General features: G+C 42.4%; 11 protein-coding genes and 1 riboswitch. Of the genes, 5 read left to right on the top strand and 6 right to left on the bottom strand.

Annotated elements, in window-relative coordinates:
• On the top strand, positions 1 to 1320 hold the full coding sequence (locus tag LJE09_RS03430; protein WP_055053053.1) for an ATP-binding protein: 1320 nt from the start codon (positions 1 to 3) through the stop codon (positions 1318 to 1320).
• 65 nt (positions 1321 to 1385) lie between these two features.
• Here the strand turns inward: LJE09_RS03430 and LJE09_RS03425 are convergent, their stop codons facing one another.
• The 4 genes from LJE09_RS03425 to argC form a co-directional block, all read right to left on the bottom strand.
• Positions 1386 to 2576 carry an aspartate aminotransferase family protein gene (locus tag LJE09_RS03425; protein ID WP_055053054.1) on the bottom strand — a complete coding sequence of 397 codons (1191 nt, stop codon included), beginning with the start codon at positions 2574 to 2576 and terminating at the stop codon, positions 1386 to 1388.
• Positions 2563 to 3459: an acetylglutamate kinase gene (gene argB, locus LJE09_RS03420; protein ID WP_055053055.1), complete on the bottom strand. Its 897-nt coding sequence runs from the start codon at positions 3457 to 3459 to the stop codon at positions 2563 to 2565. Before argB ends, LJE09_RS03425 begins: the two co-directional genes overlap by 14 nt.
• Positions 3460 to 3575: 116 nt before the next feature.
• Complete coding sequence (gene argJ, locus LJE09_RS03415; RefSeq protein WP_020993511.1) at positions 3576 to 4799, bottom strand: bifunctional glutamate N-acetyltransferase/amino-acid acetyltransferase ArgJ; 1224 nt, start codon at positions 4797 to 4799, stop codon at positions 3576 to 3578.
• A gap of 369 nt (positions 4800 to 5168) precedes the next feature.
• Positions 5169 to 6209, bottom strand: coding sequence for an N-acetyl-gamma-glutamyl-phosphate reductase (gene argC / locus LJE09_RS03410; protein WP_022380055.1), 1041 nt, complete (start codon positions 6207 to 6209; stop codon positions 5169 to 5171).
• A gap of 460 nt (positions 6210 to 6669) precedes the next feature.
• Here argC and LJE09_RS03405 point away from each other — a divergent pair, with 460 nt between their 5' ends.
• A complete protein-coding gene (locus LJE09_RS03405; RefSeq protein WP_008706208.1) occupies positions 6670 to 7896 on the top strand; it encodes an argininosuccinate synthase in 1227 nt (408 codons plus the stop codon).
• Between the two features lie 144 nt (positions 7897 to 8040).
• Here LJE09_RS03405 and LJE09_RS03400 read toward each other — a convergent pair whose 3' ends face one another.
• Together LJE09_RS03400 and LJE09_RS03395 are read right to left on the bottom strand one after the other, a co-directional pair.
• A complete protein-coding gene (locus LJE09_RS03400; protein WP_020993513.1) occupies positions 8041 to 8415 on the bottom strand; it encodes a BlaI/MecI/CopY family transcriptional regulator in 375 nt (124 codons plus the stop codon).
• Between the two features lie 163 nt (positions 8416 to 8578).
• Complete coding sequence (locus LJE09_RS03395; protein ID WP_055199707.1) at positions 8579 to 9727, bottom strand: AI-2E family transporter; 1149 nt, start codon at positions 9725 to 9727, stop codon at positions 8579 to 8581.
• A gap of 516 nt (positions 9728 to 10243) precedes the next feature.
• Positions 10244 to 10339: riboswitch (purine riboswitch) on the top strand.
• 71 nt (positions 10340 to 10410) lie between these two features.
• Here LJE09_RS03395 and LJE09_RS03390 point away from each other — a divergent pair.
• From LJE09_RS03390 to LJE09_RS03380, 3 genes are all read left to right on the top strand, one after another.
• Positions 10411 to 11688: an amidohydrolase family protein gene (locus LJE09_RS03390; protein ID WP_055199706.1), complete on the top strand. Its 1278-nt coding sequence runs from the start codon at positions 10411 to 10413 to the stop codon at positions 11686 to 11688.
• A gap of 162 nt (positions 11689 to 11850) precedes the next feature.
• Positions 11851 to 13227 (top strand): NCS2 family permease, encoded by a 1377-nt coding sequence (locus tag LJE09_RS03385; RefSeq protein ID WP_055053058.1) that lies wholly within the window; start codon positions 11851 to 11853, stop codon positions 13225 to 13227.
• A gap of 328 nt (positions 13228 to 13555) precedes the next feature.
• Positions 13556 to 14482, top strand: coding sequence for a DMT family transporter (locus LJE09_RS03380; RefSeq protein WP_055053085.1), 927 nt, complete (start codon positions 13556 to 13558; stop codon positions 14480 to 14482).
• Positions 14483 to 14830: the final 348 nt, after the last annotated feature.

The following is a 14830-nucleotide window of genomic DNA, read 5'->3' as shown; positions in this document are numbered from 1 at the left end:
ATGACTGACATACTTCGCCCTGTACTTGAACTTTTCGTAATCATTCCCGGTATACTGCTGGCATATCTGCCTGTAAAGAACTATCTGAGGCAGACACCGCTTAAGCTGACAGCATGGCTTCTTCCCCTTTTTCTGGGAACCTGTATTTTGGGAGGGGCAGTTTGCTGTGCCCTGCAAATTCCGACCAGATGGTTCCTGTTTCCTCTGCTGCCTGTCATTATGCTCATTTACCATAAAACATTAAAAATCTCTGTCTGGAAATCCGTCAGTATTTTTCTGGCAGTCTTCGCAGTTTTTACATGTGTCAAAAGTCTGTCCCGGGCAGTCAATGCCCTTATGACTGCTGACCTACATATTACAGAAAACGAACTGTGGCTGCACACTGGTGCCGGAATTTTCTATAACGTCATCTGTCTGCTGTTTGTTCTGGCAGCCTGGTATCCTGCCCTCCACGGTGTACAGACAATGGTCGCAGACGAAAACTTTGCTCAAACCTGGTATGTATTCTGGATCCTTCCGGTAATCTTCATAGGAGTGAATCTTTTTATGATTCCTAAATACCGCAGTACTTTATATACTGGGCGAGTCCTGCAGTGTTATATTGTTTTCAGTCTTGTACTGCTCATAATCCTGCTTCTGTTTTATGTCCTGTTTCTTATGATGGCAGTCAGCCTGAACAGAAATGCCAGACTTCAGCAGGAGAACCATTTTCTTTCCCTTCAACAGGAAAGATACGAGAATCTCTGCATGGCCATTGAAGAAGCAAGGCAGGCACGTCACGATATCCGCCATCATTTTGTCCGTCTGTCCGCTCTGGCAGAACAGGGTGACATAGAAAAAATTAAAGAATATCTCTCTGCTGCAACCGGCAAAATCTCTGACTATAACCTGCATTTCTGTGAAAATCAGGCTGTTGACAGTGTTTTCGGATATTATTCCACCATTGCAGAAAGAGAAAACATTCCTTTTCATGCACTGGTTTCCCTGCCTGCTGATCTTTCCATAGATGAGATCAATCTGTGCCTTGTGTTCTCCAATCTGCTGGAAAATGCCATCCAGGCAAGTGTGAAAACAGTACCCGCCCGCAGAAAGATTAATGTGGAAGTTTATCCCCACCATAATCATCTGCTTCTGATCCATGTGGAGAACACCTTCGATGGCAAAATACAGCAAAAAAATAATATTTTCCAATCCTCCAAACGCTCTGGAAACGGCATAGGAATCGAATCTGTCCGCCACATTATCGACAAAAACGGCGGTGCCTGTGACTTTACCTATAAAGATGGTATTTTCTCTGCAAAAATAATGCTCCGGATATAATCAGTTATTGATTATACCCGGAGCATTTTGCAAAAATATTCAAATATCTCTTGAAGTATCTAAAATTATTCCATACACTCATCCAGAATTGCAGCCATCTTGTCGATGTGTTCTTTTGTGATCACAAGCGGAGGTACGATTCTGAGTACATCACTGCCTGCAGAGATCACCAGCAGTCCTTTTGCCAGCGCAGCCTTTACAACTTCACCAACCGGGCGGCCCTGGATCACGATTCCCTGCATGAAGCCCATGCCTCGTCTTGTTGCAGCGCATTCATGTTTTGCAACAATTTCATCCAGTTTCTGTTCCAGATATGGAGTCATTTCCTGTACATGTTCAATGATCTTATCATTCTCATAAATGTCAAATACTTTGCTGACTGCAGCACATACAAACGGGTTTCCACCATAAGTTGTACCATGATCACCTGGCTCCAGAGAAGCTTTGGCAGCTTTCTCATTCAATACAAACGCACCTACCGGCACACCACATCCAAGAGCCTTGGCACTTGTCATAATATCCGGCTGTACACCGTATGCCTGCCATGCAAAATAATGTCCGGTTCTTCCCATACCGCACTGAATCTCATCGAAGATCAGCATAATATCTTTCTCATCACAGATCTGACGCAGACCTTCCAGAAATTCTTTCTTCGCCGGATAAATACCACCCTCACCCTGAACAACCTCAGTGATGATCGCGCAGGTCTTATCTGTGATCTGAGCCTTTACGCTCTCAAGGTCATTAAAATCCGCAAACTTCACACCACCCATCAGAGGCTCAAAGGGCTCTCTGTAATGAGCAGTTCCTGTTACGGAAAGTGCTCCGATACTTCTTCCATGGAAGGAATGGTTCATGGCAATGATCTCATGATCTGCATGTCCGTCACGTACATATGCATATTTCTTAGCTGCTTTTAAAGCACCTTCGATTGCTTCTGTACCACTGTTGGTAAAGAATGCCTTGCTCATTTTACTTGCCTTTACCAGCTTCGCACCTGCTTCGATGATCGGCTCATTGTAATATAAGTTGGAAATATGCATCAGCTTATCAATCTGATCTTTTAATGCTTCATCATATCCCGGATAGTGATATCCCAGAGAATTTACAGCAATACCTGCTGCAAAATCCAGATATTCCTTTCCCTCGGAATCATATAAATAACATCCCTGTCCCTTTTCAAAAACAACAGGAAAACGATTATAAGTGTGAAGGATACTCTCTTCGGATTCCTTCATCTGTTCATTCATGTTCATTGTAATATTTCTCCCCGTCTTCTCTCAGAATCGCAGTACCAATACCTTTGTTTGTAAAGATCTCCAGCAGTAAGCTGTGAGGAATTCTTCCGTCAAGGATATGGACTCTGTTAACGCCTTCTTCAATGGCATCAATACAGTTTTTCAGCTTCGGAATCATACCTCCGCCTACATAACCGTCATCGATCAGTTTCTGTGCTTCATCTACATGAAGTTCAGAGATCAGGCTGGACGAATCATCCTTGTCTTTATAAACGCCTTCAATATCAGAAAGGAATGCAAGCTTCTCAGCATGAACAGCCTCTGCAATGGCACATGCAGCATCATCCGCATTAATATTATAAGTAGCGAACTCATCGTCATAACCTACCGGGAAAATGATCGGCAGGAAATCTTTCTCCAGAAGATCCTCCAGAATCTTCGGCTCAACCTTTGTAACTTCACCAACAAATCCGATGTCTCCACCCTCTGTCTGTTTCTTGCGGCATTTCAGCAGACCACCGTCTTTACCACTGATACCAACAGCATTTACACCAAGAGATTCCACCATGGCAACCAGTTCCTTATTCACCTTCGCAAGAACCATCTCTGCAATCTCCATAGTATCTTTATCTGTAACACGAAGACCGTTAATAAATTTCGGCTCCATACCAACCTTGCCAACCCAGCGGCTGATTTCCTTACCACCGCCATGAACGATGATCGGTTTGAAACCAACCAGTTTCAGAAGAACAACATCCTTAATCACGTTCTTCTTCAGTTCATCATCCAGCATGGCACTTCCGCCGTACTTTACAACTACGATTTTACGATTAAATCTCTGAATATAAGGAAGTGCCTCGATCAGCACCTCCGCCTTGTCCAAATATTTCTGATTAACCATTATTCTCTCCTTTTTTCCAGTCAATGTCTGGTCTCCATCCCTGCTTATTGCTTTTCGCAATTAAAGCAGGAGACTTACCTGATTCGGTTAAAATCACCCTTATTCACAGAATTTTGTTATGAACGGTAATCTGCATTGATTTTTATATAATCATAAGTCAGGTCACAGCCCCATGCAGTTGCTGTGGCATCACCCATCTTCACATCAGCGATTGCTGTGACAGCTTCCTCAGAAAGAATCTTCGTTGCCTCTTCTTCACTGTAATCCACAGCCACACCATTCTCAATAATCTGGATCTTACCAGCCTTACTCTCAAAGAACAGATCCACCTTCTCAGGATCAAACTTCGCACCGGAATATCCCATAGCACACAGGATTCTTCCCCAGTTTGCATCATGTCCGTAGATAGCAGCCTTTGTCAGAGAAGAAGTAACAACAGACTTGCTCAATGTAACTGCCTGCTCCTTAGACTCTGCACCAATGATCTTCACCTCAAACAGTGCAGTCGCACCCTCTCCGTCACCTGCGATCTTCTTCGCCAGAGTAGTATTGATATAATTCAGCGCAGCCTTGAAGGTTTCGTAATCCTCACCCTTCTCTGTGATCTCCGGATTCTCAGCCAGACCATTGGCCAGAAGAAGAACTGTATCATTGGTAGAAGTATCTCCATCAACAGAAACCATATTGTAAGTATCCTTAACATCCTCACTTAACGCTTCCTGCAGCATCTTCTTGGAAATCTTCGCATCAGTAGTAACAAACCCAAGCATTGTACACATATTCGGATGGATCATACCGGAACCCTTACACATACCACCAACAGTAACCGTCTTACCGCCAATCTCAATCTGAACAGCAACCTCTTTCTTTTTGGTATCAGTAGTCATGATCGCCTTCGCCGCCTCAGTACCAGCCTCCAGAGAACCATCCAGCTTCGGCGCCATCATCTTCACACCATTCTTAATACGGTCAATGGGAACCTGCATACCAATCACACCTGTAGAAGCAACCAGCACACTGTCAGCAGCCACCCCAAGAATCTCAGCAGCCGCATCTGCAGTCTCCTTACAATAACCATACCCTTCTGCACCAGTACATGCATTGGCAATACCACTGTTACAGATCACCACCTGTGCAGACGGATGATTATAAACAATATCCTGATCCCATTTAACAGGCGCAGCCTTCACCACATTGGTAGTAAAAGTCCCCGCAGCCACACATGGCACCTCACTGTAAACCATAGCCATATCCGTTCTGCCCTTATACTTAATCTCAGCCGCAGCCGCCGCTGCCTTAAATCCCTTAGCCGCCGTAACGCCGCCATCTATAATCTTCATAAAACCTCAATCCTTTCTATATAATAAGACAAACTATCTTGTTTCCCGTCCACATCCTCCACTCTCAGCGACTGCCGCAACTCCCCTGCGCAGTCACGTCCGTCAGACATCCACATCTCTTCCGTCCTGAAAAGTCAGCTCCGGAAATTATTTGGTTTTGAACGCATTTGCAGGGGCTGTAGTAACTCTTAGTGCTCGGGAATTTGCGTTATGAGGCGGCTGCATCACTGTCTGAGCGAAGTTTGCAACGGAGCGAGTTTGACAAGCCGCCTCATGCCTTTAGCAAATTCACGAGCACTTAGAGTTAGTAAGCCCCGAAACCGCGTTCAAAACCAAATAATTTCCGGAGCGTCCCTTTCCATTAATCTATCACGGACACATCGGCACCTGCAGCAGTCCCTCAGCCTCCTTAAATCCAAACATCAGATTCATATTCTGCACAGCCTGTCCCGCAGCACCTTTCACCAGATTATCCATAGCCCCCATCATAATAACTCTATGAGTTCTCGGATCGATCTTAAAGTTCACATCCACATAATTACTTCCTTCCACACACTTAGTCTGCGGACAAACATCCTTATCAAGCACACGAACGAAAGTCTCATTCTCATAATACTTATCATAAACTGCCTTCACCTCTTCATAAGAAACATCCTTAGTCAGAGAAGCATAAGCAGTCACCAGAATACCACGATTCATAGGAATCAGATGAGGTGTAAAATTAATCAGCACTTCCTTACCGCACGCATAACCAAGCTGATCCTCAATCTCAGGTGTATGTCTGTGAGTTGCAACACCATAAGCCTTAATATTCTCGTTTACTTCACAGAACAGATTGGCAACCTTCGCTCCACGTCCTGCTCCTGAAGTACCGGACTTCGCATCAATAATAATGGTAGACGGATCGATCAGTCCCTCTTTAATCAGCGGATAAATAGAAAGTGTGGAACATGTAGGATAACATCCCGGATTCGCAATCAATCTTGCCTTCTTAATCTCCTCACGATTAATCTCACACAAACCATAAACCGCCTCATCAATAAACTGCGGAGCTTTATGCTCAATTCCGTACCATTTCTCATATTTCTTCACATCTTTAATACGGAAATCCGCACTCAGATCAATAACTTTCGCCTTAGAAAGAATTCCTTCATTAATTAAAGAAGCACACAGTCCCTGAGGAGTAGCTGTAAAGATCACATCCACTTCATCAGCTAATGCTTCCATATTATCATCCATACATTTCGCATCTACCAGCTTAAAAAAGTTCTGATAAACATCTGCATATTTCTGGTCAATATAACTTCTTGAACCATACCACGCAACTTCCACATCTTTATGTCCCAGAAGCAGTCTCACGATCTCGTTACCTGCATATCCTGTGGCACCGATAATTCCTGCTTTAATCATAATAATTTCCTCCATCTTCGCCTCATCCGGCGGTCTTCATTTCATAGTAAAACTTTACTCTATCAGAGTGCTGGACTAATTATACATCTTACCTGCATAATATGCAATAGTCATTTTTCAATGTTTTTACATGGATTCTATTTTGCTTCACGAATTTTCCCCTGTCTTTTCCTATATTATGTTGCATATTTATGCAAAAACAGATAAAACTTTTTTGCATTTTTCTATTGCATATTTATAAAAAAAGGTGTATATTATCACTTGTTAAGCGGAATCACACGAAATCATCTTGTTCCGCATTGAATATTTATTCAAAAATTTCAATCAGAAATTACCGCATTTATTCAAAAATAATGCGCTGAACTCCCGACCTATTCATTTACTTTCGGCAAACGGATATCTCAGGAAATTTTTACAAATCAGGAAAATAATAAAATCCAATTTCAGGAGGAATACAATCATGAAAGAAAAAGTCGTTTTAGCATACTCAGGCGGTCTTGATACCACAGCCTTAATCCCATGGTTAAAAGAAACATTTGATTACGATGTTGTCTGCTGCTGCGTAAACTGCGGTCAGGGAAACGAACTGGACGGACTGGATGAAAGAGCAAAGCTTTCCGGTGCTTCCAAATTATATATCGAAGATATCGTAGATGAATTCTGTGATGACTTCATCGTTCCATGTGTACAGGCAGGTGCTGTATACGAACACAAATATCTCCTTGGTACATCCATGGCCCGTCCGGCAATCGCTAAGAAATTAGTTGAGATCGCACGTAAAGAAGGTGCAGTTGCTATCTGCCACGGTGCTACAGGTAAAGGTAATGACCAGATCCGTTTCGAACTTGGCATCAAGGCTCTTGCTCCTGACATCAAAATCATCGCTCCATGGCGTATGACAGACAAATGGACCATGCAGTCACGTGAAGATGAAATTGCATTCTGTAAAGCTCATGGAATCGACCTTCCATTCGATGCAAGCCACAGCTACAGCCGTGACAGAAACTTATGGCACATCAGCCATGAAGGTCTGGAACTGGAAGATCCTTCCCAGGCTCCAAATTATGACAATATGCTTGTTTTAGGTGTTACACCTGAGAAAGCCCCTGATAAAGAAACAGAAGTTACCATGACATTCGAGCAGGGTGTTCCGAAAACATTAAACGGCAAAGAAATGAAAGTTTCCGAGATTATCACTGAGCTTAACAAATTAGGCGGCGAGAACGGTATCGGTATCGTTGATATCGTTGAGAACCGTGTTGTTGGTATGAAATCACGTGGCGTATATGAGACTCCTGGTGGAACTATCCTGATGGCAGCTCATGAACAGCTCGAAGAACTTACACTTGACCGCGAGACAATGGAAACCAAGAAGAAACTTGGCAGCCAGTTCGCTCAGGTTGTTTACGAAGGAAAATGGTATACACCACTTCGAGAGGCAATCCAGGCATTCGTTGAATCCACACAGAAATATGTAACAGGTGAAGTGAAATTCAAACTGTACAAAGGCAACATCATCAAAGCCGGTACAACTTCTCCATACAGCCTGTACAATGAATCTCTTGCATCTTTCACAACAGGTGACCTCTATGACCACCACGATGCAGATGGATTCATCACACTGTTCGGACTTCCACTGAAAGTTCGCGCTATGATGTTAAAAGAAGTTGAGCAGAACAAGAAATAATTAATTGATAACAGATTCAGCCAGATGGACACTTTATTCATCTGGCTGTTTTTATTACCTGATACAGTATTGCAATTCTGTAAAAAATGGCACAAAAAAGACACAGCCAGATGGCCATGTCCGTTTTATCTGCTATGTTTATGATTATCTGCTTTCCAGTTCCGCACGTTTCTTATCGATAAGCTCCTGAAGTTTTTCCAGCTCTTCCACTGTAATCCCATCAGATTCCAGAAGCGCATTCATCATTTCCACCGGATTAATCTTTCTGCTTTTGGCATTTCCCTTTAAATAATCCTCTCTTGAAAGAAGAGGGGTATAATTTCTTGCATACACCTTGCCGTTCATTGAAGTTCCCGCAACCTGGATCAGGTTCTCTTTCAAAAGAAGCTCCAGGCATCTTCTTACTGTCGGCATTTTCAGTTCCGGTGCAATGTCATTGATCTCAAAAGCAGACAATGGTCTTCCCTCTTCCCAAAGCACATTCATAATATCATAACGTTTACCTTTTAAGATGTCCATCTTAAGATCTCCTTCCATTTTTAACCAGATATCACTATAATACAGAAATATCGAATTAATTACAATTACAGAGACCTTACACTGATTTACAGTCCTTTTACAAATTTGTTACCAAGTTTGTCCGGACAATAATACATCTTTCTACACATCACGAATCATTTCGTCATAAAACAAGCTGTTTTTTCTCAAGACGGGCATATACCCACTCTCTGAAAAGTGTATAGATGACAGATACTGTCGGAATGAAGATCAGCATTCCCGCAATTCCCATCAGACTGCCGCCAAGTGTTACAGCTACCAGTACCCAGATGGATGGAAGCCCGACAGAACCACCTACCACATGAGGATAGATCAGGTTTCCTTCTATCTGCTGCAGGATAAGGAAAAGTCCCAGAAACAGAACTGCTTTTACAGGACTTATCATAAGGATCAGAAAAAATGCTACCCAACATCCGATAATTCCGCCAAACAGCGGGATCAATGCTGTAAATGAAATCAGGACACCCACCAGCATTGCATATGGAAAATGCAGGATTGTCATGGATACAAAGAACATACTTCCAAGAATCACAGCTTCGATACACTGTCCGGTAATAAAGCTGGAAAAAATCCTGTTTGCCAGATTCCATACATGTGCCAGATATCTGACCGGTTTTTCCGGGAACATTGCGTACATTGCTTTTTTTATCTGCTGCAGGAGCTTTTCTTTCTGCAAAAGGACGTAGCAGGCGAATACAAAGCCAATGGATACATTCATTGCAGTAGTCAGAAGTCCTATGGTGATGGACACTGTGGAGGAAACAATGTTATTGACTCCGTTCTTCAGTACGCCGAGTACAGAATCGATTATTTTTCCCGGCTCAATGTCAAGAGACTGCGCCCATTTCACAACTTCCGGATTGTTTCCGAATACATTGTCGATCCATTTCTGGAAAACCGGAATATTTTCTTCTATCTTTTTCGCTATGTTTACGAATGTTGCCCCCAGTTCCGGTACTACTACCAGCATAACGATCACGATTATACAGATCACAAAGCAGATAGAAAGCACCAGGCTGACCGGCCTTGCCAGTTTTTGTGCTGTTTTTTTCTCTTGTTTCAAGGCTTTTCCGAACAGATGATGTTCTATGAATTTCATTGGAATATTGAGGATAAAAGCGATTCCGAAACCAATGATGAACGGAAAGAGAAAGCCAAGCAGAACTCTGACAGTGCTGATAACTATGTGCAGGTTCTGGACACCCAGATATAAGAGAATTGCGAATGCGATGAGCCATCGAATTTTTTTTATGTTTTCTTTGTCTAGCTGCATGTTTGTTTTTCCTTTCTTTTTGATATTGGAGAGTATTATATCATATTTTAATAATAAAATGAGGGACGCTTAGAAAAATATTTTATCTGCTATGCGGTTTCGACATCTAAGAGATTCTAAGTCATCTGAAATCTGCTAAAAGCATGAGAAGAAAAGTCTGTGATTGCTCGCTGGTGCTCAGGCAATGGACTTTTCTTCTCATAACGCAGATTTAAGAGGACTAAGAATCTCTAAGATGCCTGCAAATGCATAGCAGATAAAATATTTTTCTAAGCTGGTAATTGGAAGGTGGAAAATATCGCATCAATTCGCATGTTAAAAGCCTACATGAATAAGAAAAACTTTAAATATGAAAGAGATTGTATAAGTTCACATGGGATATCATATACTTTATATAAATTCTGCCTGTAAAATGCTTTATAGACTATGAATTATCAAATAGCAATACAAAAAAGAATAATAAATTAAATTGCAGAAAGGAATTGACAGTTAACTGCAAATATTTTATAATCATTTTATAAACAATATAAGTAAACTTATATATGTCCATAATCGGTTGGACGTTTCTACCAACTACCGTAATAGTTGTCTATAAGTTCTCTCCCCAGGGAGAAAGAATGAGGTAAAGGCAGCATCGGTAGATTTTTTTTGCCTTTCCTTAACCACAAAAAGGAGGTATGGTTATGAACGAGCGGACTTTTGTTTTAAAGGGAACAATTTGCTACAGTAATTCTCTGACAGAACTTTCCATCACTGAAAATGGATATTTAGTATGTGAAGATGGGCGATGTGCAGGGGTGTTTGATGAGCTTCCTGAGAAATTTGCAGGAATCTCATGTACAGATTTTGGCGATGAGCTGATCATTCCGGGACTGACTGATCTGCATCTTCATGCTCCGCAGTATACGTTTCGTGCCTCGGGTATGGATCTTGAGCTGCTGGACTGGCTGAATACTTATACTTTTCCGCAGGAAGCGCGTTATGAAGATACAGAGTTTGCAAAAGAGGCTTATTCTATTTTCACTGAGAATATGAAGAAGAGCCCGAATACAAGAGCATGTATTTTCGGAACTCTGCATGTCCCTGCTACCGAGATCCTGATGGAACAACTGGATAAAACCGGAATAAAGGCTATGGTCGGCAAGGTAAATATGGACCGTAATGGTTCTCCGCAGTTGCAGGAAGAGAGTGCTCAGGCTTCTGCTGATGCTACGGTTCAGTGGATTAAGGATACGCTTGATAAATTTGAAAATGTAAAGCCGATCCTTACTCCGAGATTTACTCCATCCTGTTCTGATGAGCTGATGGAGAAGCTTTCGGAGATTCAGAAGAGATATCACCTGCCGATGCAGTCTCACCTTTCTGAGAATTTCGGTGAAATTGCCTGGGTGAAGGAGCTTTGCCCGAATACACATTTTTATGGAGAAGCATATAGCCAGTTTGATCTTTTCGGCGGTGACTGTCCGACGATTATGGCTCATTGTGTTCATTCTTCGGATGAAGAAATTGCCCTTATGAAAAAGCAAGGCGTTTATATTGCTCATTGTCCGCAGTCCAACACAAATCTCGCCTCAGGTATCTCTCCTGCGAGACGTTATCTGGACGAAGGCCTACACATCGGACTGGGCTCTGACATTGCAGGTGGAACTTCCGTTTCTATTCTGCGTGCCATGGCTGATGCTATTCAGGTTTCCAAGCTGTACTGGCGGCTGGTTGATTCTTCCATGAAGCCGCTCACTGTTGAAGAAGCCTTTTATATGGGAACAGAAGGAGGCGGTTCCTTCTTTGGAAAGGTTGGAAGCTTTAAGGAGGGGTATGAATTTGATGCGGTTGTGCTTAATGACAGCACTATTCCAACTCCACTGAAGCTCTCTCCGAAGGACAGACTTGAAAGACTGATCTACCTTTCCGATGACCGCAATATTACCGCTAAATATGTAGCCGGAAGAAAGATTCTGTAACTGCAGGAAATACAGATTCTGATGGTGTTTTTCCGGCATATCGTTAACAAAACGATATGCCGAGACGATTGATTCCAGGAGTTTCACCCTGTTTTTTCGGGATGATTATCTGAGACACCACAAAACAGCCGGCAATTTTTAAAATCAAAAGGGGGAAAGATTATGAATCTTGACAAATTATTCCATCTCAAAGAGAACCACACAGATGTAAAGACCGAAGTTATGGCAGGTATTACCACATTCATGACAATGGCATACATTCTGGCTGTAAACCCAAACATTCTGGAAGCATCCGGCATGGACAGAGGAGCTGTTTTTACAGCGACCGCACTGTCATCCTTTATTGCCACCTGTCTGATGGCTGCGCTTTCTAATTATCCATTCGTTCTTGCACCTGGCATGGGCCTGAATGCCTACTTTGCCTACACTGTTGTTCTTGGCATGGGTTACAGCTGGCAGCAGGCACTGGCAGCTGTATTTGTAGAGGGTATTATTTTTATCCTGTTATCTCTGACCAATGTGCGTGAGGCAATTTTCAATGCGATCCCAATGAACCTGAAACATGCGGTATCTGTTGGTATCGGACTGTTTATTGCTTTCATCGGACTGCAGAATGCTAAGATCGTAGTTAACAACGACTCCACTCTGGTAAGTGTATTTTCCTTTAAATCCTCCGTTTCCGGCGGAACCTTCAATACAGAAGGAATTACAGTTCTTCTGGCGCTGATCGGACTTCTCATCACTGCCATCCTTCTTGTTAAGAGTGTAAAAGGAAACATTCTCTGGGGTATCCTGATCACATGGGGACTTGGCATTATCTGTCAGTTGACAGGACTTTACAAACCTGATCCTGCAGCCGGCTGGTTCAGCCTCCTGCCTGATTTTTCAAACGGAATCTCCATTCCAAGCATGGCTCCCACATTTATGAAAATGGACTTCTCCATTGTCTTCACACTTGATTTCGTAGTCATTATGTTTGCATTCCTGTTTGTAGATATGTTCGATACACTTGGAACATTGATCGGTGTTGCTTCCAAAGCTGATATGCTTGACAAAGAAGGCAAACTTCCAAACATCAAAGGTGCTCTTCTTTCTGACGCAGTAGGAACTACAGTAGGTGCTATGTGTGGTACTTCCACAGTTACTACTTTCGTAGAGAGTGCTTCCGGTGTTGCTGAAGGCGGACGTACAGGACTTACTTCCCTGGTAGCAGCCATCCTCTTCGGATTATCACTGCTGTTATCCCCGATCTTCCTGGCAATCCCGTCCTTTGCCACAGCACCGGCTCTGATCATCGTTGGATTCCTGATGCTCACATCAGTAACCAAGATTGACTTCAACGACATGACTGAAGCAATCCCGGCATTTATCGCGATCATCGCAATGCCATTCCTGTACAGCATTTCTGAAGGTATCTCCATGGGTGTTATCTCCTATGTGATCATCAACGTTGTTACAGGAAAAGCAAAAGAAAAGAAGATCAGTGTACTGATGTATGTACTCGCTGTATTGTTTATTTTGAAATATATCTTTATCTGATATAAATATCAGATACACATTTACAAAAAGAAGTCTCCTGCAGAGGCTTCTTTTTATTTCTATAATCTTCTTTCTCTTTTTATATCTATGATGTATAATTATGAAAGTGTTTATTCATTTTCAGATCAATAAGGCACCGGCACTCTTAAAATATATTTGAAATATTTTATAATATGAGGGCACTGAACAGTTACAAAATTCCAGTGCCTCTGTCCACACTGAATGAATAAATATTTTGTTTTATCCACATTTTATACATTCTATTTACACTTTATTATTTTACACATTAATATAAGGAAGGATTACACACATCATGCAAAAACAACAGATCCCTTTAAAAAATTCCCTGCTCCTGCTTCTCGCAGCGATTATCTGGGGTATCGCTTTTGTGGCTCAAAGCGTAGGAATGAAATACGTAGGAGGCTTTACTTTTAATGCCGTCCGTTCCCTTATCGGAGCAGTCGTTCTGATTCCACTGATTTTTATTCTGAAAAAGAGAAACTCTCCTTCAGATTCTGCTTCCAAAGCATCTGGCAGATCTGACACCTCAAGTAATACTGTATCCAATATGCAGGAGAAAAAAACTCTGATTATCGGCGGTATCGCCTGCGGTATCTGCCTCTGTCTGGCAAGCAATTTCCAACAGTTCGGCATCAAGTATACAACCGTCGGAAAAGCCGGCTTTATCACTGCCTGTTATATTGTGATCGTCCCTGTCATCGGACTATTCCTTGGCAAAAAATGCACAAAATTTATCTGGGCTGCCGTTGCAATGGCTCTGATCGGACTTTATCTCCTGTGCATCACAGATGGATTTTCTATCGGAAAAGGAGATCTGCTCGTACTGGTATGCGCATTTCTATTTTCACTGCACATACTGGTCATCGACTACTTTTCTCCAAAAGTAGACGGAGTAAAGCTCTCCTGCATTCAGTTCCTGACATGTGGTATCCTTTCCGGCATTCCCGCTCTGCTCCTTGAGCATCCGGAACTCTCATCCATCTTGGCAGCATGGCAGCCAATCCTCTACGCAGGTGTCATGTCATGCGGAGTAGCTTACACCTTGCAGATTATCGGTCAGAAAAACATGAACCCAACTGTAGCATCCCTGATACTCAGCCTGGAATCCTGCATCTCTGTCCTAGCCGGATGGATCATCCTCAGACAGCAACTAAGTACTAAAGAAATCCTTGGATGTGTCATCATGTTTGCTGCTATCATCCTTGCACAGCTTCCACAGAAGCAGACAGAATAATATGCAGAGTAGGTCAGAGGGTCTATTCCCTCTTTCCTCTCATCAAACTGCATGTGAGTTTCTCCTTCATACGACTATACGGCTTTCCAGCATTCTTCTTTCTACAGCATTGTACCACACCACCATTCGTTGTAAGCCTTTTTTTCGTAATCCTTATTCTGCTCCATGGATATTTCAAACAGAAGATGGAAAAGAAAAAGTTATTGCTATAGACGGGCATGGAAGCTATGTAACAGAAATAGTCTCTGACTAACTTAAAAAAATAAACTCCCCACTTCGTCAGAAATTCATCCTGATATGCTACCCTCATATAGGACAATGAAATATAAAAGTCCTATATGGGGGTAT

Source organism: Blautia sp. DFI.3.45, from assembly GCF_020593505.1.
GTDB lineage: Bacteria > Bacillota > Clostridia > Lachnospirales > Lachnospiraceae > Blautia_A > Blautia_A wexlerae.
The sequence above is the reverse complement of the archived record's forward strand: the minus strand, read 5'-3'. Positions and strand labels throughout refer to the sequence as shown.

Bases quoted from the DNA above. Each gene is read 5' to 3' on its own strand.
- LJE09_RS03390 (WP_055199706.1), top strand. From the start codon at position 10,411: ATGAACGAGCGGACTTTTGTTTTAAAGGGAACAATTTGCTACAGTAAT.
- argC (WP_022380055.1), bottom strand. From the start codon at position 6,209: ATGATTAAAGCAGGAATTATCGGTGCCACAGGATATGCAGGTAACGAG.
- LJE09_RS03395 (WP_055199707.1), bottom strand. From the start codon at position 9,727: ATGCAGCTAGACAAAGAAAACATAAAAAAAATTCGATGGCTCATCGCA.
- LJE09_RS03400 (WP_020993513.1), bottom strand. From the start codon at position 8,415: ATGGACATCTTAAAAGGTAAACGTTATGATATTATGAATGTGCTTTGG.
- LJE09_RS03425 (WP_055053054.1), bottom strand. From the start codon at position 2,576: ATGAACATGAATGAACAGATGAAGGAATCCGAAGAGAGTATCCTTCAC.
- LJE09_RS03385 (WP_055053058.1), top strand. From the start codon at position 11,851: ATGAATCTTGACAAATTATTCCATCTCAAAGAGAACCACACAGATGTA.
- LJE09_RS03405 (WP_008706208.1), top strand. From the start codon at position 6,670: ATGAAAGAAAAAGTCGTTTTAGCATACTCAGGCGGTCTTGATACCACA.
- argJ (WP_020993511.1), bottom strand. From the start codon at position 4,799: ATGAAGATTATAGATGGCGGCGTTACGGCGGCTAAGGGATTTAAGGCA.
- argB (WP_055053055.1), bottom strand. From the start codon at position 3,459: ATGGTTAATCAGAAATATTTGGACAAGGCGGAGGTGCTGATCGAGGCA.
- LJE09_RS03430 (WP_055053053.1), top strand. From the start codon at position 1: ATGACTGACATACTTCGCCCTGTACTTGAACTTTTCGTAATCATTCCC.